The sequence below is a fragment of the Luteipulveratus flavus genome, assembly GCF_029439465.1.
Lineage (GTDB): Bacteria > Actinomycetota > Actinomycetes > Actinomycetales > Dermatophilaceae > Luteipulveratus > Luteipulveratus flavus.
Genome location: NZ_JAROAV010000038.1, coordinates 62,607 through 81,495 on the forward strand (window position 1 = coordinate 62,607; position 18,889 = coordinate 81,495).

The 18,889-nt window shown below is 70.4% G+C and carries 20 protein-coding genes; 11 read left to right on the forward strand and 9 right to left on the reverse strand.

What is annotated here, in order from left to right; all coding sequences use genetic code 11:
• Positions 1–14: 14 nt before the first annotated feature.
• Complete coding sequence (locus P4R38_RS15750; RefSeq protein WP_277193005.1) at positions 15–3,005, reverse strand: S8 family peptidase; 2,991 nt, start codon at positions 3,003–3,005, stop codon at positions 15–17.
• Positions 3,006–3,158: 153 nt separating this feature from the next.
• On the opposite strand from P4R38_RS15750, the gene P4R38_RS15755 reads away from it, so the two are divergent.
• From P4R38_RS15755 to P4R38_RS15765, 3 genes are all read left to right on the forward strand, one after another.
• The gene (locus P4R38_RS15755; RefSeq protein ID WP_277193006.1) at positions 3,159–3,539 is read left to right on the forward strand and encodes a nitroreductase family deazaflavin-dependent oxidoreductase; all 381 of its coding nucleotides are present in this window, start codon (positions 3,159–3,161) and stop codon (positions 3,537–3,539) included.
• Between the two features lie 108 nt (positions 3,540–3,647).
• On the forward strand, positions 3,648–3,830 hold the full coding sequence (locus tag P4R38_RS15760) for a hypothetical protein (protein WP_277193007.1): 183 nt from the start codon (positions 3,648–3,650) through the stop codon (positions 3,828–3,830).
• 73 nt (positions 3,831–3,903) lie between these two features.
• Positions 3,904–4,446 carry an O-acetyl-ADP-ribose deacetylase gene (locus P4R38_RS15765; protein ID WP_277193008.1) on the forward strand — a complete coding sequence of 181 codons (543 nt, stop codon included), beginning with the start codon at positions 3,904–3,906 and terminating at the stop codon, positions 4,444–4,446.
• On the opposite strand, the gene P4R38_RS15770 is transcribed toward P4R38_RS15765, so the two are convergent.
• Together P4R38_RS15770 and P4R38_RS15775 are read right to left on the reverse strand one after the other, a co-directional pair.
• Positions 4,443–4,703, reverse strand: a complete 261-nt coding sequence (locus P4R38_RS15770) for a hypothetical protein (RefSeq protein WP_277193009.1) — start codon at positions 4,701–4,703, stop codon at positions 4,443–4,445. The genes P4R38_RS15765 and P4R38_RS15770 overlap by 4 nt on opposite strands.
• A gap of 20 nt (positions 4,704–4,723) precedes the next feature.
• Complete coding sequence (locus tag P4R38_RS15775; RefSeq protein ID WP_277193010.1) at positions 4,724–5,329, reverse strand: TetR/AcrR family transcriptional regulator; 606 nt, start codon at positions 5,327–5,329, stop codon at positions 4,724–4,726.
• Positions 5,330–5,554: 225 nt separating this feature from the next.
• Here P4R38_RS15775 and P4R38_RS15780 point away from each other — a divergent pair, with 225 nt between their 5' ends.
• On the forward strand, positions 5,555–7,585 hold the full coding sequence (locus tag P4R38_RS15780; RefSeq protein WP_277193011.1) for a discoidin domain-containing protein: 2,031 nt from the start codon (positions 5,555–5,557) through the stop codon (positions 7,583–7,585).
• Between the two features lie 91 nt (positions 7,586–7,676).
• Here P4R38_RS15780 and P4R38_RS15785 read toward each other — a convergent pair whose 3' ends face one another.
• Positions 7,677–8,087: a VOC family protein gene (locus P4R38_RS15785; protein WP_277193012.1), complete on the reverse strand. Its 411-nt coding sequence runs from the start codon at positions 8,085–8,087 to the stop codon at positions 7,677–7,679.
• Between the two features lie 154 nt (positions 8,088–8,241).
• Here P4R38_RS15785 and P4R38_RS15790 point away from each other — a divergent pair, with 154 nt between their 5' ends.
• A complete protein-coding gene (locus P4R38_RS15790; RefSeq protein ID WP_275238105.1) occupies positions 8,242–9,054 on the forward strand; it encodes an SGNH/GDSL hydrolase family protein in 813 nt (270 codons plus the stop codon).
• 160 nt (positions 9,055–9,214) lie between these two features.
• On the opposite strand, the gene P4R38_RS15795 is transcribed toward P4R38_RS15790, so the two are convergent.
• The 4 genes from P4R38_RS15795 to dnaK form a co-directional block, all read right to left on the reverse strand.
• Positions 9,215–9,664 carry a heat shock protein transcriptional repressor HspR gene (locus tag P4R38_RS15795; protein WP_277193013.1) on the reverse strand — a complete coding sequence of 150 codons (450 nt, stop codon included), beginning with the start codon at positions 9,662–9,664 and terminating at the stop codon, positions 9,215–9,217.
• Positions 9,661–10,686 (reverse strand): DnaJ C-terminal domain-containing protein, encoded by a 1,026-nt coding sequence (locus P4R38_RS15800; protein WP_277193014.1) that lies wholly within the window; start codon positions 10,684–10,686, stop codon positions 9,661–9,663. Before P4R38_RS15800 ends, P4R38_RS15795 begins: the two co-directional genes overlap by 4 nt.
• Positions 10,687–10,778: 92 nt before the next feature.
• Positions 10,779–11,525: a nucleotide exchange factor GrpE gene (locus P4R38_RS15805; RefSeq protein ID WP_277193015.1), complete on the reverse strand. Its 747-nt coding sequence runs from the start codon at positions 11,523–11,525 to the stop codon at positions 10,779–10,781.
• Positions 11,522–13,420 (reverse strand): molecular chaperone DnaK, encoded by a 1,899-nt coding sequence (gene dnaK / locus P4R38_RS15810; RefSeq protein ID WP_277193016.1) that lies wholly within the window; start codon positions 13,418–13,420, stop codon positions 11,522–11,524. Before dnaK ends, P4R38_RS15805 begins: the two co-directional genes overlap by 4 nt.
• A 258-nt stretch (positions 13,421–13,678) precedes the next feature.
• Here dnaK and P4R38_RS15815 point away from each other — a divergent pair, with 258 nt between their 5' ends.
• From P4R38_RS15815 to P4R38_RS15830, 4 genes are all read left to right on the forward strand, one after another.
• The gene (locus tag P4R38_RS15815; protein ID WP_277193017.1) at positions 13,679–14,110 is read left to right on the forward strand and encodes an NUDIX domain-containing protein; all 432 of its coding nucleotides are present in this window, start codon (positions 13,679–13,681) and stop codon (positions 14,108–14,110) included.
• 147 nt (positions 14,111–14,257) lie between these two features.
• A complete protein-coding gene (mraY, locus tag P4R38_RS15820; protein ID WP_277193018.1) occupies positions 14,258–15,370 on the forward strand; it encodes a phospho-N-acetylmuramoyl-pentapeptide-transferase in 1,113 nt (370 codons plus the stop codon).
• Positions 15,371–15,406: 36 nt separating this feature from the next.
• Positions 15,407–15,772 (forward strand): hypothetical protein, encoded by a 366-nt coding sequence (locus P4R38_RS15825; RefSeq protein ID WP_277193019.1) that lies wholly within the window; start codon positions 15,407–15,409, stop codon positions 15,770–15,772.
• Between the two features lie 228 nt (positions 15,773–16,000).
• Positions 16,001–16,447: a VOC family protein gene (locus P4R38_RS15830; RefSeq protein WP_277193020.1), complete on the forward strand. Its 447-nt coding sequence runs from the start codon at positions 16,001–16,003 to the stop codon at positions 16,445–16,447.
• 13 nt (positions 16,448–16,460) lie between these two features.
• Here the strand turns inward: P4R38_RS15830 and P4R38_RS15835 are convergent, their stop codons facing one another.
• Positions 16,461–17,699 carry an MFS transporter gene (locus P4R38_RS15835; protein ID WP_277193021.1) on the reverse strand — a complete coding sequence of 413 codons (1,239 nt, stop codon included), beginning with the start codon at positions 17,697–17,699 and terminating at the stop codon, positions 16,461–16,463.
• A 149-nt stretch (positions 17,700–17,848) separates the two neighbouring features.
• Between P4R38_RS15835 and P4R38_RS15840 the strand changes: the two genes are divergently transcribed.
• On the forward strand, positions 17,849–18,223 hold the full coding sequence (locus P4R38_RS15840) for a YciI family protein (protein ID WP_277193022.1): 375 nt from the start codon (positions 17,849–17,851) through the stop codon (positions 18,221–18,223).
• A 10-nt stretch (positions 18,224–18,233) separates the two neighbouring features.
• Complete coding sequence (locus tag P4R38_RS15845) at positions 18,234–18,815, forward strand: dihydrofolate reductase family protein (RefSeq protein WP_275238116.1); 582 nt, start codon at positions 18,234–18,236, stop codon at positions 18,813–18,815.
• Positions 18,816–18,889 lie beyond the last annotated feature (74 nt).

Sequence of the window (18,889 nt, forward strand, 5' to 3'; positions counted from 1 at the left end):
GCGTGGTGGTCAGGTCAGGGGTTGACCGTCACTAGGGTGCGTCCGACCTCGGCGCTGCCGTCGCTGTAGCCGACGGCACCGAGGTAGTGCGTACCCGCGGTCAGCCCGCTCCAGGCCGCGCTGACCGTCGTCTGCTGCCCGATCGTCACCTGCTGCGACGCCGGGGTCACCGTGAGGTTGCCCGCGGCCGCGTCGGGGACGACGAACGCGTTCACCTTGACGTCCAGGGACGCCGGACCGGAGAACAGGTCCGCGGTGACGGTGTAGGTGCCCGCCGCCGGGTTGTTCAGCGTCACGGCCTCCTCGGCCGTGCCGCCGCCGCTGGAGCCGACCGTCTTTCCGTCCTTGGTGACGGCCAGGTCGACGTCGGTGCCGGCCGGGACGTCCGTGTCGTACGTCGCGAACCGGACCACCTTCGTGCCGGCCGGGACCGTCACCTGGACCGTGCCGTTGGTGCTCGTGGTCGTCGGGACGACGTTCACGGCACCGGCGGTGAGGCCGACGGCGCTCGCACCGAGCGTGCCGGTGTAGCCCGGGCGGACCGGTAGCGTCACCGACCCGGAGGTGCTGCTCTGCACGGTCTCGGCGGTCACCGCTGCGGCCACCGGACGGACCGCGATCGGGCTGCGGACCTCCTGCCCGCGACTGCCCTTCCAGGTCAGCGAGCCGAAGGCGTACTGCCCGAACGGAGCCGACGTGCGGGTGAGCGTGACCTTGAACTGGCGCGACTGACCGGGCGGGATGACCAGCGTGGACGGCGACACCGATGCGGTGAACCCGGCCGGTGCGACGACCCGGGCGGTGTACTGCGACGCCCGGTCCTCGACGTTGGTCACCGTGCGGGTGATCGTCTGGGTGCCGGCGAGGTCACCGACCGCGATGCTCGGGTAGTTCAGGTCGCTCGGGTCGATCGAGCCGACCTTGTCGCAGGTGCCCTTCTCGGAGACCAGCTGGAGCTGACCGATGCCGCACGCGTACTGCAACCAGTCGTTCAGGCCGGCGTCGTAGACCAGGCCGGGGTTGAACGACGGAGCCGGCTGGACGTGGCCGGAGCCGTAGTCCAGGGGCGTGGCGTCCTTGCCCGCCCGCTGGATCGGCGCGCCGGTACGGTCCAGCGGCGTCGCGTTCGTCATCAGCGCGGACTTGACCGCGGCCGGCGACCAGCTCGGGTGCGCCTGCCGGACGAGCGCGGCGATACCCGCGATGTGCGGCGTCGACATCGACGTGCCGGAGTAGCTGTCGAAGCTGTTGCCGTGGTTGCCGGCGGGCGAGACCGCCGCGATGATGCCCGAGCCCGGAGCGGTGATGTCCGGCTTCAGCAGGTCGCCGCCACCGGCCTTCGCGGGACCGTACGAGGAGAAGCCCGCCATCGCCGGCGCGCGCACGGGCGTCGGGTCGACGGCCGAGATGGTCGCGGTCGCGCCCGCGGTCGAGGCGTACGCGAGGACCGCGGCGCCGGCCACGTTGTCGACGTGGATCGAGGGCACGCTGTGGAAGTCGGCGTCCTGGGACTGACCGGCCGCCGCGTTGTAGAGCACCATGCCGACACCGCCGGCGACCTTCACCGCGGCACTCTTGTCGGTACGGGCGTTGGTGCCGCGCTTGCAGACCACGATCTTGCCGGCAGCCTTGGCCGGGTCGAGCGCGGGCTGAACGCCGTTGGAGGTGTCCTGGTCGACGTCGCTGAAGCACAGCTCGGCGGCCGCGGCGGGCACGCCCGCCGCGGCGACGGACGCGGAGGTGACCAGGCCCGCGGGGCCGACACCGCCGAGGACACCGACACCGGTGTACTTCTGGCCGTTGCCGAGCGTGACCGTCTTGGTGACTCCGCGGTCGTGAGTGCTGGCCGCGACGGTCATCGTCCACGGCGAGTTGTGCGCGACGCTGGACGTGCCGACCGAGTCGCCCTCGTTGCCGGCCGAGGTGGCCACGAAGACGTTCGCGTCGGCGGCGCCGAGGAACGCCAGCTCGTCGGCGGTGACGACGTAGTCGCGCGAGCCGGAGATGGAGTAGGTGATGATGTCGACGCCGTCGCCGACCGCGTCGTCGATCGCCTGCACCAGGTCGCTGGTGCTGCCGCTGGCCGAGCCCGACGGGGTCGCCCACAGGGCCTTGTACGCAGCGATCCGGGCCTGCGGCGCCATGCCGCTGACGTCGCCGACCTCGGCACCGTTGATCGAGGCCTTCACGCCGTGGTTGCCGGCGGCCGTCGAGGCGGTGTGCGAGCCGTGGCCGTTGTAGTCGCGAGGGGACTTGAACTCGAACGACTCGACCGTGGCGTTGTCGGCGTAGTAGCGAGCACCGATCAGCTTGTTGTTGCACTGGACCGGGGTGCCGGACGTACCGGCGTCGCAGCTGCCCTTCCACTTGGACCTGATCGTCGCGACCTCGGACGCGCTCTGTGCCGTCGCGGCGAACGAGGGGTTCTCCGGCCAGATGCCGGAGTCGATGTCGCCGATGATCATGCCGGCGCCGGCCTTGTCCACGCCGCCGAACTGCTTCTGCCACACACCGGTCGGGCCGTCGAGGCCGAGGAACTTGGGCGTCGAGACGGTGTCGGCCGTCCGCGTCTCGTCCTTCCAGACCTGCAGCACCTCGGGCGACTTGCTCAGCTCGCCGACCTGCGCCGGCGTGAGCGTCGCGGCGAAACCGTTGAACGCCATGTCGTACGAGCGGGTGACGGCGGCCTCGGAGCTGCCGACCGACTTCAGCAGCGCGGACTGCTTGCCCCGCAGGTGGCCGGCGTACGCCTTGCTGGCGGCGCTGTCGCGGTCGACCTTCTGGCCCTTCGCGGGCTTGGTGGCGGGCAGACCGGACTCGCTGCCGGTGTAGCTCGCGATGGGTGCTCCGGCCACCTGGACGATGTAGCGACCGGAGGCGGCCGCCGGTGCCGCGTCGGCATCGGTGGCGCCGAGCGCGGTCGCCGAGGCGACCACGGGTGCGGCCACCGCGAGGGTGACCGCGACCGCACGCCTGCGGGAGCTGATGAGGGATGTGAGGCGCACAGGCTCTCCTTCTGACGGCACGCCGTTCGGGGTACGGGCGGCGTGGGTGGCGTCACTGTAGGGGTGCGGCGCCCGCGCTGTCCGGCGATTCGTCTCCACCCGTGGGGGCCGCGGTCGGCGTACCGTCGAATGGCCGGACCTCAGGAGGTCACGATGCCGCTCCCACCACGGCTGGGTCGCATCAACCGAGTCGGACTGAACCGCATCACCCGCCATCTGGCCCCGCACCTGCCTGGGCTCGGCGTCGTCGTGCACCGCGGGCGGCGCTCCGGGCGCGAGTTCCGCACGCCGGTCAACGTGTTCCCGGTCGACGACGGCTTCGTGCTGGCCCTCACCTACGGCGCGCGCACCGACTGGGTCCGCAACGTGCTGGCAGCCGGCGGCTGCGAGATCGTCCACCGCGGTCGGACGTACCCGTGCTCTCAGCCGCGGGTGTACTGCGACCCGCAGCGCCGCCACATCCGTCCGTTGGAGCGCTGGGTGCTCACCCACCTGCTCGACGTGCAGGAGTTCCTGGCGCTGTCCGCGGCCTGACCGTCGCAGGGCGTGACCGAGGACACCTCGGACGCGCTTGTCCCCACTTCACTACAGGTGTAGTTTTCTGAGTGGAAGCCGCACTACAGATGTAGAAAGGATCTCATCATGAACGCGCTCCCCACCTTCTTCATCGGCCTCAGCATCATCGTCGCCATCGCCCTCGTCGTGACCGCCGCGACCGCCGGCGTCTGGACCGTCCAGTACTTCGCCCGCAACCGCAAGGTCCGCATCGCTCAGCACCAGCCGCTGGTCGGCTACTACCGCCACCAGCTCGCCTTCACCCACTGACGGCCCGCGCGCCCGTACGGCCCGCACGGGCGCGCGCTGTTGACAGCGACGCCCGATGGGCGAGAGTGGGCGGATGACCGCATCGCAGCCCCCGCCCCTGGAGGCCGTCGCCGGGGACATCACCACCCAGCGCGTCGACGCGGTCGTCAACGCGGCCAACACCTCGCTGCTCGGCGGTGGGGGCGTCGACGGCGCGATCCACCGGGCCGCCGGCCCGTCGCTGCTGGCCGAGTGCCAGGAGCTGCGACGCACCCGCTACCCCGCCGGACTCCCGGTGGGCGAGGCCGTCGCCACCGGCGCGGGCGACCTGCCCTGCCGCTGGGTGATCCACACGGTCGGCCCGAATCGCCGTGCAGGACAGACGGATCCGGCGATGCTCGCCTCCTGCTTCGAGTCCTCGCTGCGCGAGGCGGTCAGGGTGGGCGCGCGGTCGGTCGCCTTCCCCGCGATCAGCGCGGGCATCTACGGGTGGGACATCGAGGAGGTCGCGCGTATGGCCGTCGACACCGTCGGCGGGTCGGACCTGCTGGACCACCTCAGCACCGTGCGCTTCGTGCTGTTCGGCCGAGAAGCGTTGGCAGCGTTCGAGTCCCGGCTGTCCGCCCGGTCCGCCTAGACGCCCTCGTCGAGCCAGCCGTCGCGCTCCTGCGCCATGGTGGCGAAGCGCTCGCTCAGGGCCCGCGCGGGCGCGGAGGCCGCGTCGTCGAGCGTGGCGACGCCGACGTAGACGCCCCACTCGTGGGCCTCCGAGTCGTCCTCGCCGGCCAGCGCCTCACGCACGACCCGGACCTCACCGATCTCGTCCTCGAGGATCTCGGCGGCGACCGCCTCGGCGTCGTCGCGCGCGGGGAACACCAGCAAGTACGTCAGCACGGGGACACTCTGCCAGGCGATCAGCGGTCGACGGCGGAGGCGAGTCCGGCGACGTGCTCGGCGGCCTGGTCCAGCACCGCTTCCGGGTCACCGCCGTCGTCACGCAGGATCAGCCAGTTCAGGGTGAGGCCGTCGATGATCGTGATCAGGTAGCGCGCGACGACCGTGGTCGGTACGCGGTACTGGACGCCCAGCCTCTCGGCCGCGTCGTCCAGCAGCCGGCCCATCGTCTCGAGGTAGAACTCGTACTGCCGCTGGGCCACCCACTCGAACCCGGGCCGGCGCTGGCAGTACTGGGTGAGGTCGTACGTCAGCTGGTGCTCCGCGGGGTTGGCGACGACGTGCTCCCAGTAGGACCGCATGGTGGCGCGCAGCGTCTCGTTGATCGTGCCGCGCTCCTTGGCGAGGTCCCCGACCCGCTCCAGGGAGTGAGCGGTGATGGTCTGGACCACCTGCTCCAGCAGCTCCTCCTTCGAGCGGAAGCAGTAGTGGAACATGCCGAGCTGCATGTCGGCCTCGGCGACGATCGACCGCGTCGTCGCCTTGGCGACGCCGTCGCGGGTCATCACCCGGATGGCCGCCTCGACCAGCAGCCGGCGCCGCTCCTCAGCGGGTATGCGTGCCACCTGTGTGCCTCCCGTTCGTCAGGCCGCGAGACTAGCCGGTGCGTTCACGGTGGCCGGCGTCTTCCGGCCAGCAAGGAGACGGGTACGTCCGCCGCGCTCGGCATCAGCACTCGAGCCGTCGGTGTTCCGGTCGGGAATGGAACGCTCGACCAGGACACTTGACCAACTTTGTCCGCGCCGTCATCCTCGACGTGACGATCGTCACATCGACACGGAGGGACGACCATGCGAGGTGTACTGACCGGCGCCGCCCTCACGGCCGCGTTGCTGGCGACCGCGGGAGCCCTCGGCACGAGCGGCGCGTCCGCCGCGGAGAGTCCCACTCTTCCCAGCCCCGAGTCCGAGGTGAACGTGACCGGCACGCCGTTCACCGGCACCAACCCGGACGGCACGGTGCGCGGCCTCATCGACGCCCACACCCACATGTTCATGCAGGACGGCATGGGCGGCGCCGCGGTCTGCGGCAAGGTCTTCTCCGAGGACGGCATCGCCGACGCCCTGAAGGACTGCGCCTCGCACGGTCCCGACGGCAGCACCGCGCTGCTGGAGAACCTCACCAACAGCGGCAACCCGTTCGCCAAGCACGACGTGGTCGGCTGGCCGACGTTCAAGGACTGGCCGTCGTACAAGTCGCTGACCCACCAGCAGATGTACTACCGCTGGGTCGAGCGGGCCTGGCGCGGTGGTCAGCGCGTGATGGTCAACGACCTGGTGAGCAACGGCGTGCTGTGCTCGATCAACCCCGGCACGTACCAGTCGTGCAACGAGATGGACGCGATCCGCCTGCAGGCCAAGGACTCCTACGCGCTGCAGACGTTCGTCGACAACCAGTACGGCGGCGCGGGCAAGGGCTGGTTCCGGATCGTCAAGACCAGCGCCGAGGCCCGCAACGTCATCCAGCAGGGCAAGCTCGCGGTCGTTCTCGGCGTCGAGACCTCCGAGCCGTTCGGCTGCAAGCAGGTGCTGAACGTGCCGCAGTGCAGCAAGGCCGACATCGACAGGGGCCTGGACGAGATGTACGCGCTCGGCGTGCGCTCGATGTTCCCGTGCCACAAGTTCGACAACGCCCTGTGTGGCGTCCGGTTCGACGAGGGCACCCAGGGCACCATCATCAACGCCGGGCAGTTCCTCTCCACCGGCACCTGGTGGGACGCCAAGGCGTGCGACCCGTCCAAGCCGCACGACCACAACCCCGGCGGCGCGCCGCTGCCGGCCGGCACCGGTCTGCCCACCGGTGAGCCGACGTACCCCTCCGGAGCGGTCTGCAACACCCGCGGTCTCACCGACCTGGGTGCGTACATGGTCAAGGGCATGATGAAGCGCGGGATGATGGTCGAGGTCGACCACATGAGCGCCAAGGCGGCCGGGCAGACGCTCAGCCTCCTGGAGGAGCAGAAGTACCCCGGCGTGCTCGCCTCCCACTCCTGGATGGACGAGGGGTACCTCGACCGGTTGTACGCACTCGGTGGCTTCTCCACCATCTACGGGCACGCGACCAAGGAGTTCATCGCGGAGTACCAGCGGACTGCGCCCGTCAGGAACAAGTACGGCACCGGCATCGGGTTCGGCTTCGACATGAACGGCTTCGGCGGGACCCCGCCGCCCCGCGACGACGCGGCGTCCAACCCGGTGAAGTACCCCTTCCGGTCCGTCGACGGTGGCTCGACCCTGGACCGTCAGCGCACCGGCGAGCGCACCTGGGACATCAACATCGACGGCGTCGCTCACTACGGCCTGGTGCCCGACTACGTCGAGGACCTGCGCCTGGTCGGCGGCCGGAGGATCGTCGACGACCTGATGCGAGGGCCGGAGTCCTACCTGCGCACCTGGGGCTCGACCGAGGCGCACCAGGCGCCGACCAACCTCGCGACCGGGCGCCCGGTCAAGGCCAGCAGCTACCAGAACGACCTGTTCACGAAGCTGCCGCCGGCCAACGCCGTCGACGGCAACGAGGCCACTCGGTGGGCCAGCACGTGGAACGACGGGCAGTGGATCTCGGTCGACCTCGGCTCAGCACGGGCGCTCGACCGGGTGGTGCTGCGCTGGGAGACGGCGTACGCCCGCGACTACGACCTGCAGGTCTCCGACGACGGCACGACCTGGCGGACCGTCAAGCGCGTGACGGGCAGCGCCGGCGGGCTCGAGGTGCAGCAGCTGCCCGCCGGCACCACCGGCCGGTACGTCCGCGTCCTCGCCCAGACGCGAGCGACCTCGTACGGCGTGTCCCTGTGGGAGGTCGGCGTGTACGGCCGCTGACCCGGCCACCACCTGCCGCTGCGCCTCCCGAGTCGATCGAACCCCGCCCCCGCCCCCAGTGGTTCGACTCGGGAGGCGCAGTCATGACCGGTCAGCCCTCGGCGTCCGGCCGCACCCCGTCGCCGCCGGCGCCTGTCGACCAGGCCGGCAGCTGCTGCAGCGCCCAGCGGTTGCCGTCCGGGTCGGCGAAGTAGACGAACCGCCCCCACGGCTGCTCGTCGACGTCACTGACCTCGACGCCGCGCTCCTTCAGCTCCTGGTGCGTCGCGTCCGCGTCGGCGATCACCATCTGCAGGCCCTCGATCGATCCCGGCCGCATCGTCGTCAGGCCCTCGCCGATGCAGATCGAGCATGCCGAGCCCGGAGGCGTCAGCTGTACGAACCGCAGGTCCGCGTTCACCACCCGGTCGTGGTCGGCGTTGAAACCGACCTTCACGTAGAAGTCCTTGGCCCGGTCGACATCGGTCACGGGCACGGCCACCAGCTCCAGCTTCATGTCCATGCCGTCACGGTAGGGCGGCAGGAGGACAGAAACGGTCCGCTTTGGTGGTCCCCTGCCGCCCACGGTCGATCGGGGCGGGCGTACGGCAGCGGTCGCCTGCTCGTCACCTGAGGTTCGCCGGGAGGGCAACCGGCCGCCGTACCGTCTGGCCTCGATGGCCGGGCGATTCGTGGCAGTCGGTGACTCCTTCACCGAGGGTGTGGGCGACCCGAACGTGCTCTACCCCAACGGGGTTCGTGGGTGGGCCGACCGCGTGGCGCGGCAGATGGGGCGCGAGGACGATGCGTGGGAGTACGCCAACCTCGCGATCCGCTCCAAGCTGCTCGACGAGGTGGTCGCCGAGCAGCTGGATGCGGCGCTTGCGCTGCGACCCACCCTGATCTCCTTCTACGCCGGTGGCAACGACATCCTCTCGCTGCGGGTCGACATGGAGTCGGTGGTGCAGCGATACGAGGCGGCGCTGGGCCGGCTGACGGCGTCCGGTGCACGGGTGGTCGTGTTCACGACGTTCGACATGAAGGTGTCGTCGATGCTCGAGCCGCTGAGACGCCGAATCCGCTTCTTCAACAACGGAGTCCGCGAGCTGTCGCGGACGTACGGCGCCCAGCTGCTCGACCACACGCTGCTGCGCGAGTACGACGACCGGCGGCTGTGGAGTGCCGACCGGATCCACATGTCGAAGGTCGGCCACAAGCGGCTGGCCGGGCACGTCCTCGACGCGCTCGGCGTCCCGCACACCCTCAAGCTGCCCGAGCTGCCGGCGTGGGAGCCGCGTACGTGGCGGCAGGCGATCGCGGAGGAGCGGGTGTTCGTCCGCTCGGAGGTGATCCCGCTGGTCCGGCGGCGGATGCGTGGCGTACGCGAGGGGGACTCGCTGCACCCGAAGTGGCCCGAGCCGGTGCACCCGGCCGACGGGCTCAAGAAGCTCGCCCGCCACCGCGCGGCCCAGCTGCACTCCCCCGCCTGACAGAGCTCGTCCCCTCGGCAGAAATTGGCCGCCGGCACACGCATACCTGTAGCCGGCGCCAGCTTTCGCCGGTCTCCCTCGGCAGAAGTTGGCCGCCGGCACATGCATGGATGTGCTGGCGGCCATGTTTCGCCGCGGGGGGCTGTGGGACGGCGGTGGGTCAGAGGTCGGGGCGCCAGACGACCAGCGACGTACCGGCGGGGCGACGCATCGGACGCTCGCCGGGCCGGAGGGCGACGATCTGACCGTCGGGGCCGGCAGCGAAGACGCGCCGACCCCGCTGATCCCGCATCGCCTCGACCTGCACGGACAGCTCGGCGACGCGGGACTGCAACGCCTCGACCTGGTGCTCCAGCTCCAGGATCCGTTGGATGCCGGCGAGACTCACGCCCTCCTCCTGGGAGAGGCGCTGCACCTGCCGGAGCAGCTCGACGTCGTGAGCGGAGTAGCGACGGCCGCCACCCCGCGTCCGCGACGGCGTGACCAGCCCGAGCCGGTCGTACTGCCGCAAGGTCTGGGCGTGCATGCCCGCGAGCTCGGCCGCGACCGAGATGACGTACACGGGCTGGTCCTTCGGGACCCGCTCGCCGTCATTCGGTCGCGCGCTCACGACGTGGCCCTCGCCTTCAGCTCAGCGCGGGGGTCGACGTCCTGCTCCTGCTCGCGCAGCGCCTCCAGCGCCGTCTTGGCCTCGTCGGTCAGCCGCTGGGGTACGACGATGCTCACCTTGGCGAGCAGGTCGCCCGCCCCGCTGGTCGCCTGGACGCCGCGGCCCTTGACGCGCAGCACCCGGCCGCTCGGGGTGCCCGGCGCGACCTTGACCTTGACCGGCTTGCCGTCCAGCGTCGGCACCTCGACGGTCGCGCCCAGCGCCGCCTCGGCGAACGTGATCGGCAGGTCGACGGTGAGGTTGTTGCCGTCGCGACCGAAGACGGGGTGCGGCGTGACCGTCACCTGCAGCAGCAGGTCGCCGGCCGGTGCGCCCGGATCACCCTCGTGGCCCTTGCCACGCAGGCGAATCTTCTGACCGTCCTTGACACCAGCGGGAATTCGCGTGGTGAGCGGCTTGCCGTTCACGCCCTGGAGCGTGACCGTCGCGCCCTCGACCGCCTGGCGGAAGGGCAGCGTCGTACGGGCCTGGATGTCCTGGCCCGGACGCGGACCGGCCGGCGCGCCGTACTGGCCGAAGCCGCCACCGAACTGCGAACCGCCGCCGGCAAACCCGCCGAGCAGGTCCTCCAGGTTGATGTTCTGCTGTCCACCGCCGCCGGTGGAGAAGCGCACGCGCTGGCCGCCGCCTCCGGGGCCAGCGCCGAACATCGAGCCGAACACGTCCTCGAAGCCCGCGCCACCGCCGGCACCGCCGGGCCCACCGGCGGTGAACCGAGCGCCGCCGCGCGCCATCTGGCGTACGGCGTCGTACTGCTGGCGCTGCTCCGGGTCGGACAGGACCGCGTTGGCCTCGCCGATCTCCTTGAAGCGCTGCTCGGCGGCCTCGTCCCCGGGGTTCTGGTCGGGGTGCCACTTGCGCGCGAGCTTGCGGTAGGCCTTCTTGATGTCGGCCTCCGAGGCGTCGTCGGAGACGCCGAGGGTCGCGTAGAAGTCCTTCTCGAACCAGTCCTGGCTGGCCATCTGTCCTGCCTCCTTCCCTGTCCTGCTCGTGGGCTCACCGCTGGTCGAGCCGTCCTCGGCGAGCGCCTCGGACGGCTCGACCAGCGGGTCGGTTACTGCGGGTCGGCCACCGCGACGCGGGCCGGACGGACGATGCGCTCGCCCACCCGGTAGCCGGGCTGCATGACCTGCACGACCGTCGTCCCGTCGCTGCCCTCGGGCACCTCGGCCTCGATGTGCATCAGTGCCTCGTGGTGCTGCGGGTCGAACGGCTCGCCGACCTCACCGAAACGCTGCACGCCGAACCTGCCGAGCGTGGTCTCGAGCTTGCCCGCGATCTTCTCGAACGGGCTGCCCTCGAGGTCGCCGTGCTGGTGCGCCAGGTAGATGTCGTCGAGCACCGGCAGCAGCGACTCCACGACCGAACCGATGGCCTGCTCGCGGTCCTTGGGCCGCTCGCGCTTCATCAACTCCCGGTAGTTGTGGTAGGCCGCACGCTCGCGCAGCAGCTCGTCCTGCAGCCCGGCCGCGATGTCGGCGTCCGTCTGCCTCGGCTCCGTTGCGCCGGGAGCGTCCGCTGCCGACGTGGGTACGTCGGCGGCCGGCTGCTCCTGGTCCTCGCCCGGCAGGTCGTCGCCGACCGCGCCGGCGAACGCGTTGTCGCCGCCCGCGGCCTGTGTCTCGTCGGGCACGCCCTGATTGGTGGACTGGTCGTCGGTCACCGGCGAGCTCCCTTCTGCTGTCTCGGGGTTGCGCACCTGCCCAGTCTGGGGGTCGAGGCGGCGCTTGTCCCGGATGATCGGCCGCTCGGCCTCGGCCGGCTCCTCCTCGGAGCCGGCCGAGAACCGATCGTCGCTCACTTCTTGTCGTCCTCGTCGTCGACGACCTCGGCGTCGACCACGTCGTCGTCCGAGGCGCCGGCGCTCGCCGTACCCTCGGCGCCCGGCGTACCGGCGTCCGCACCCGGAGCGGCACCCTCGCCGCCCTCGGCCTGCGACGCGGCGTACATCGCGGCGCCCATCTTCTGGGAGACGTCGGACAGGTTCTTGCTCTTGGCGGAGATGTCCTCGGGCGAGGTGTTCTGGTCCTTGAGCGCGTCCTTGAGGTCGGTCAGCGCGGAGTCGACCTCGGCCTTGGTGTCGGACGGGACCTTGTCGCCGCTGTCCTCGAGGAACTTCTCGGTGGAGTAGACCAGCTGCTCGGCCGTGTTGCGGGCCTCGGTCTCCTCACGACGCTTGGCGTCGTCGGCCGCGTGCTCCTCGGCCTCCTTCACCATGCGCTCGATGTCCTCCTTCGGCAGCGCGGAGCCACCGGAGATGGTCATCGACTGCTCCTTGTTGGTGCCGCGGTCCTTGGCGGACACGTGCACGATGCCGTTCGCGTCGATGTCGAAGGTGACCTCGATCTGCGGGATGCCACGGGGAGCCGGGGCGATACCGGTCAGCTCGAAGTTGCCGAGCGGCTTGTTGGCCTTGGCGATCTCGCGCTCACCCTGGAACACCTGGATCTCGACCGACGGCTGGTTGTCCTCGGCGGTGCTGAAGACCTCCGAACGCTTGGTCGGGATCGCGGTGTTGCGCTCGATGAGCTTGGTGAACAGCCCGCCCTTGGTCTCGATGCCGAGGCTCAGCGGGGTCACGTCGATCAGCAGGACGTCCTTGCGGTCGCCCTTGAGGACGCCGGCCTGCAGGCTCGCGCCGACGGCGACGACCTCGTCCGGGTTCACGCCCTTGTTCGGCTCCTTGCCGCCGGTCAGCTCCTTGACCACCTCGGCGACGGCCGGCATCCGGGTCGAACCACCGACGAGGACCACGTGATCGATGTCGGCGACGTTGATGCCCGCGTCCTTGATGACGTTCTGGAACGGCGCCTTGGTGCGCTCGAGCAGGTCCTTGGTCATCTGCTCGAACTGCGCGCGGCTGAGAGTCTCGTCCAGGTGGATCGGACCGTTCTCGCCCATGCTCAGGTACTGCAGGCTGATGTTGGTGCTGGTCGAGGACGACAGCTCCTTCTTGGCCTGCTCGGCGGCGTCGCGCAGACGCTGCATGGCGATCTTGTCCTTGGACAGGTCGACGCCGGAGGTGTTCTTCACCGTGGTCAGCAGGTGCTGGACGATCTTGTCGTCCCAGTCGTCACCACCGAGCTTGTTGTCACCGCTGGTGGCGCGCACCTGGATCGTGGAGAAGCCGTCCTCGGGGTCCTTGCCCACCTCGAGCAGGGACACGTCGAAGGTGCCGCCACCGAGGTCGAAGACGAGGATGAGCTCGTCCTCCTTGCCGCGGTCCAGACCGTACGCGAGGGCGGCGGCGGTGGGCTCGTTGATGATGCGCAGGACGTTCAGGCCCGCGATCTCGCCGGCCTCCTTGGTGGCCTGGCGCTCGTGGTCGTCGAAGTACGCCGGCACGGTGATGACGGCGTCGGTGACGGTGTCGCCCAGGTAGGACTCGGCGTCCCGCTTGAGCTTCTGCAGGATGCGGGCCGAGATCTCCTGCGGCGTGTACTTCTTGCCGTCGATCTCGGTGCTCCAGTCGGTGCCGATGTGGCGCTTGACCGAACGGATGGTGCGGTCGACGTTCGTGACCGCCTGACGCTTGGCGATCTCGCCCACCAGCACGTCGCCGTTCTTGGCGAACGCGACGACGGACGGCGTCGTACGGCCGCCCTCGGCGTTGGCGATGATCGTGGGGTCGTTGCCCTCCAGGACGGAGACCGCGGAGTTGGTGGTACCGAGGTCGATGCCTACCGCACGTGCCATGTGTGCTGCTCCTTGCTCGTGGCTTGCTTCGGGCAGGGACGTGCACCGTCGTACGGCGGTGTGGTCCCTGACTGGATCCGACCCAACTCTCCGGGCGCTCGCGTTGTCAAACTCGTGCTCCGCAAAGTTGCGTTCACCGGGCTCAACTTGATCGATCGCGACTTTGTTCCCGGCCCGACGACGGGTTCTCCGGCCGGCGCTGGGCCACTCGACGAGCCATCCGCGGGGCTGACGGTGGTCGCGCCTAGCGTTCCCGCCATGGTCGCCCCGATCCTCATCGCCGTCGCCGCGCTGGTCCGGGACGGGCGGGTGCTGCTCGCGCACCGCCATCCGCGACGGCAGGCGTACCCCGACGCCTGGGGTCTGGTCGGTGGTCACGTCGAGCCGGGCGAGCTGCCCCATCGCACCGTCGTCCGAGAGTGCCTCGAGGAGATCGGCGTGCAGGTGCACGACGCCCGGCCCGTCCCGATGAGGGTCGAGGACTCTGCCCTCCGCATGCACGGCTTCCTCGTCACGCGCTGGGACGGCGAGCCCGGCAACGCCGCGCCCGAGGAGCACGACGACCTGCGCTGGTTCCGCCCCGGCGACCTCGCCGACGTCAGGATGGCCCACCCGGAGAGCGTGTCGAGCATCCTGGTCGCACTCCGAATCGCGGCCGATGGCAACCCTTCTCGGCGTATCGCAGAGTGACACCGCGTGCTGCTCTAAGGTGGATGCGCGACCTGCGGGGGCTGAACGGTCAGGTCGCCGGGACCACCTGTGGTGAACCCGTCGCCTGTTGCTGCGCTGAGGAGCCGCAACTCCCGATCGTGGCTGCTGGGGCAGCGAGGAGAACCGATGGTCAACGTCATGCTCGCGGGCGGCATCTCGATGGCCCTGGCGTTGCTGTGCACACCGCTGTTCATCAAGCTTCTCGTCCGGCGCCAGTACGGCCAGTACATCCGGGACGACCTCACGCACCACCACTACAAGCGCGGGAAGCCCAACATGGGTGGTGCGGTCATCATCGGCGCCGCGATCGTCGGCTACTTCGCCTCCCATGCGCTGCTCGTGCCGCTCGGCGCCATCGGCGCGCTCGAGTCGCCCAACAGCCCCATCTCGGTGAGCGCCCTGCTGGTGCTCTTCCTGCTCGTCGGGCTCGGCGTGGTCGGGTTCCTGGACGACTACACCAAGATCCGCAAGGAACGCAGCCTCGGGCTGACCTCGAAGCAGAAGCTCGCCGGCCAGACGCTGGTGACCGTCGTCTTCGCGCTGGCCGCCCTGCTGGTGACCGACGACCAGGGCCGGTCGCCGGCATCGACATCGGTGTCGTTCATCCGGGACACCGCGCTCGACCTCGCCTTCGCCGGGCCCGTGCTCGGCGGCATCCTCTTCGTGGTGTGGGCGAGCGTGCTCATCGCCGGGGCCTCCAACGGCGTCAACATCACCGACGGCCTGGACGGCCTGGCCCCGGGCGCATCGGTGATGGTCTTCGGCGCGTACACGATGATCAGCATGTGGCAGTACAACCAGGGCTGCGACGTCGTCGCCGGGCCGGGCTGCTACGACGTCCGTGACGCCCTCGACCTGGCCGTCGTCTCGTGCGCCATCGCCGGTGGGTGCTTCGGCTTCCTGTGGTGGAACGCCTCGCCGGCCCAGATCATCATGGGCGACACCGGCTCCCTCTCCCTCGGCGCGGCGCTGGCCGGCATGGCGATCCTCACCCGCACCGAGCTGCTGCTCGTGGTGCTCGGCGGCCTGTTCGTCATGATCACCGCGTCGGTCATCATCCAGGTCCTCAGCTTCAAGCTGAGGGGCAAGCGCGTCTTCCGGATCGCCCCCGTGCACCACCACTTCGAGATGGTCGGCTGGTCCGAGGTCACCATCGTCGCCCGCTTCTGGATCATCGCCGGCATCTGCGTCGCGGCGGGGCTGGGACTCTTCTACGCCGACTGGCTCGGCGACCTGTGAGCACACCCGCACCTCCGGGGGACTTAGCGTGGGGCCGTGCCCATCGTCGAGGTCACGCACGACCCTGAGGTGCCGGCGGCCACGCTGCAGCGCCTCGCGGCGGCCCTCCCCCACGCCGTCTCGCTCGCCGTCGAGTGTGCCGAGGAGCCGTACGACGGCGACCTCCGGCCCAGTGACGTCGACCTCCGGTTCCGCCCGCGTGGCCCCTATGACTCCGCCGGTCTCGCAGTCGTGGTCGAGGTCCGCTCGAAGTGGTTCGCCAGCCGGGCCGAGGCGCGCCAGGAGCGATGCGACCGGCTGTGCGATGCGGTCGCCGTCGCCGCCGGGACGACCGAGATCGGCGTGTACCTGACCATGCCCGTCGCGGCGTGGGCGCAGGGCGAGGACGCGGTCCCTCGCTGATTCCGTTTGGTGCAGAAGGAGCGTGCGCCCTGGCGCCCGCTCCTTCTGCACGTACGGCCACGCCGAAGCCGGTCCACGAGAGATCCGTACGCCGCTGTCGCGACTCGGTCGACCGACCGTGCCGGCGAGAAACCGCGCATCGCCGAGCGCTGTGGCGGCGGGTTGTCGGGACTGTCGGTGCTGTCCGTGAGGATGGCGACGGCCGGGTGTCACGAGAAGGGCGACCACATGACGCCGAACCTGCAGATCACGATCGACTGCGCATCTCCGGATCGGCTGGTGCGCTTCTGGTGCTCGGCGCTCGGGTACGTCCCTGCCCCGCCACCGAGCGGCCACCCGACCTGGCGTTCGTACTACCTGTCGCTCGGCGTTCCCGAGGAGGAGCTGGGTGACGGGGACAGCTGCGACCGTGCCGTCGATCCGGACGGAGCCGGGCCGGCACTGTGGTTCCAGGTCGTCCCCGAGCCCAAGACCGTCAAGAACCGCCTCCACCTCGATCTGCTCGTCACTGATCGCAGCGCTCCATGGGCCGAGCGGCGGGCCGAGCTGGTGGCCGTACGCGACCGGCTGGTGTCCCTCGGCGGGGACGTCCGGCTGGACATCCCGGAGAGTGAGGACGAGCACCTGGCGTGTGGTCTCCACGACCCCGAGGGCAACGAGTTCTGCCTCGTCTGAGCGGGATACGGGTCTACACCGGCGCGCGCACCACGCGGAAAGGTGTCGCGGCGAGCGCCGTACCGACGAGCGCGAAGACCGCGGCCGCCAGCAGCAGCATCGGTCGGATGCCCCAGGCGTCGGCGAGCACCCCGGCGATCGGCGCGACGAGCATGGCGACGGCGCGGTTGATCGACCTGAGGGTGGTGTTCGTCCGCGCCTGGAGCTCGTCCGGTGTGACGAGCTGGCGGTAACTCATCTCGTGGGAGTTGCTCATGCCCAGCGCGAGGCCGTACAAGCCCTGGCCGACGACCACGGCGGCAAAGGCGGCGACCGCCGCCAGACCCTGCCCGGCGAGGACCATCACGAGCACGCCGAGGGTGGTGATGCCGTAGCAGAGGATGATGGTGCGGCCCGTCCCGAGCCGACGGCCCACCCAGGTGGTCACTGCCGCACCGACCACGGCACCGACGCCGCCGGCCGCACCCGCGAGGCCGAACTGGAAGGCCGTCAGGTCGAGCGTCCGCAGGATGTACGGCGCCAGGACGACGCCGACGATCGCGTTGCCCACGAACCAGACGTGCGTCGCGACGGCGATGGTGGCCAGGCCGGAGCCGCGGTAGGCCCACCGCACACCCTCGCCGATCTCGGCCAGCAGCCCGCGGACGGTGACTCCCGTACGCGGAGGCGGTTCGTCGAGGGCGATCCGGCGCAGGGTGAACGCCGAGTACACGTAGGTGAGGGAGTCGAGCACGACCGCCAGGGGTGCACCGACCGCGCTGACGAGCAACCCGCCGAGCGCCGGCCCTGCGGTCGAGGCCACCGCGTCGGCACCGTCGATGCGCGCGTGGGCGGGCTGCAGGTCGGCCGGCGGGATCAGCCGTGGCAGGAACGCCATCGTCGCGGCACCGTTGATGACGGAGGCGGTGCCGTACGCCATCACGATCACCAGGAGCGCCGGCAGCGACAACGCGTCGAGCCACCACAGCGCCGGGGCGACCAGGAGCAGCACCGCCTGGACCAGGTCGGCGCCCACCATCAGCGGAAGTCGCCGCCGGCCGTCGACCAGGGCGCCGACGATCAGCCCGAACAGGAGGTACGGGAGCCATCGGGCGGCGTTGAGCCAGCCGACGTCGGTCGCCGAGCCGTGCAGGACCAGAACCACCAGCGCCTGGAGGGCGAACAACGTGACGTAGCTGCCGAGCCCGGAGACGGCGGCAGCCCGCCAGTAGCGCAGGAACGCACGCGATCCGAGCACCTCGCCACCCGCCATGCCCCGCAGTCTCGCGCACGGCTTCTTCCAGGTTCGTCCCCGCCGTGCTGTCGCATCAGGGCAGAGTCGTTCGTGGTGCTCATGCGGCGGCCGACCGGCCGGCGCGGTCGAGGGGCTCGAAGGCCCGACCGAGCGGACAGGAGACCACGGTGGCGGAGTATCTGATCACGTTCAACGACGAGTGGGTGCCCGAGCAGACGGAGGACGGCCTCGGCGAGAAGGCCACGGCAGCACGCTCGGTCATCCAGGAGATGGCGGACGCCGGCGTCTTCCTCTTCAGCAACGGCGGCATCGACGCCTCCACCGCGATCTGCAGCGTGGGGGCCAAGGACGGGGAGCCCGTCTTCACCGACGGGCCGTACGCCGAGACCAAGGAGCACCTCGGTGGCTTCTGCGTCGTCGAGGTGCCGGACGACGAGACCGCGCGGTACTGGGCGGGCCGGCTCGCCGTCGTCCTCGACTGGCCGCAGGAGATCCACCGGTTCCCCCACCGGTACGTCGACCTGAACCCGTCGGAACGGTGAGGAGCACGTCATGACCACCACGTACACCTTCGACGTGTTCTGCACGCTGGACGGCTTCGGCTCCTACGACGAGAACGGCGATTGGGGCGGCTACTGGGGCAAGCAGGGCCCGGAGTTCCTCGACCGTCGGCGCGCGATGTACGACGCGACCCAGCGGCTCGTGCTCGGCGCCCACACCTATCGGCTGTTCGCGCAGATCCTGACGTCCGGCGCCGACGTGGCCGATCCCAGCGATCCGAACACCCGGATGCAGGCCATGCCGCTCACCGTGGTGTCGACGACCGTGGACGGTCCCCTCGACTGGCCCGGTGGCGCGGACGTCCTCAGCGGTGACGCCGTGGACGTCGTCAGGACACTGAAGGCGGAGTCGGACGCACCGCTGCGATCGCACGGCAGCCTGTCGATGAACCGGGCGCTCATGGCGGCCGGGCTGGTGGACCGCGTCCAGGTCACGGTCTTCCCGGTCATCAGTGGACGGACCGGCGCCGAGCCGATCTTCGGCGGCGCCGCCGACTTCGACCTGGAGCTGCTCGAGAGCCGTGTCCTGGACGGGAACACCCAGGAACTCACCTACCGCCCCCGGCTCCACTGACGCCGCTGCGGGCGTCAGCACGGCGGTCATCGCCCGAGCGCCTCGCCGCACAACTGATGCAAGAGCCACGACCC

Coding starts and splice junctions, on each gene's coding strand:
- P4R38_RS15755 (WP_277193006.1), top strand. CDS start 3,159: ATGCCGCTCCCACCACGGCTGGGTCGCATCAACCGAGTCGGACTGAAC.
- P4R38_RS15760 (WP_277193007.1), top strand. CDS start 3,648: ATGAACGCGCTCCCCACCTTCTTCATCGGCCTCAGCATCATCGTCGCC.
- P4R38_RS15765 (WP_277193008.1), top strand. CDS start 3,904: ATGACCGCATCGCAGCCCCCGCCCCTGGAGGCCGTCGCCGGGGACATC.
- P4R38_RS15780 (WP_277193011.1), top strand. CDS start 5,555: ATGCGAGGTGTACTGACCGGCGCCGCCCTCACGGCCGCGTTGCTGGCG.
- P4R38_RS15785 (WP_277193012.1), bottom strand. CDS start 8,087: ATGGACATGAAGCTGGAGCTGGTGGCCGTGCCCGTGACCGATGTCGAC.
- P4R38_RS15790 (WP_275238105.1), top strand. CDS start 8,242: ATGGCCGGGCGATTCGTGGCAGTCGGTGACTCCTTCACCGAGGGTGTG.
- P4R38_RS15800 (WP_277193014.1), bottom strand. CDS start 10,686: ATGGCCAGCCAGGACTGGTTCGAGAAGGACTTCTACGCGACCCTCGGC.
- dnaK (WP_277193016.1), bottom strand. CDS start 13,420: ATGGCACGTGCGGTAGGCATCGACCTCGGTACCACCAACTCCGCGGTC.
- P4R38_RS15815 (WP_277193017.1), top strand. CDS start 13,679: ATGGTCGCCCCGATCCTCATCGCCGTCGCCGCGCTGGTCCGGGACGGG.
- mraY (WP_277193018.1), top strand. CDS start 14,258: ATGGTCAACGTCATGCTCGCGGGCGGCATCTCGATGGCCCTGGCGTTG.
- P4R38_RS15830 (WP_277193020.1), top strand. CDS start 16,001: ATGACGCCGAACCTGCAGATCACGATCGACTGCGCATCTCCGGATCGG.
- P4R38_RS15835 (WP_277193021.1), bottom strand. CDS start 17,699: ATGGCGGGTGGCGAGGTGCTCGGATCGCGTGCGTTCCTGCGCTACTGG.
- P4R38_RS15845 (WP_275238116.1), top strand. CDS start 18,234: ATGACCACCACGTACACCTTCGACGTGTTCTGCACGCTGGACGGCTTC.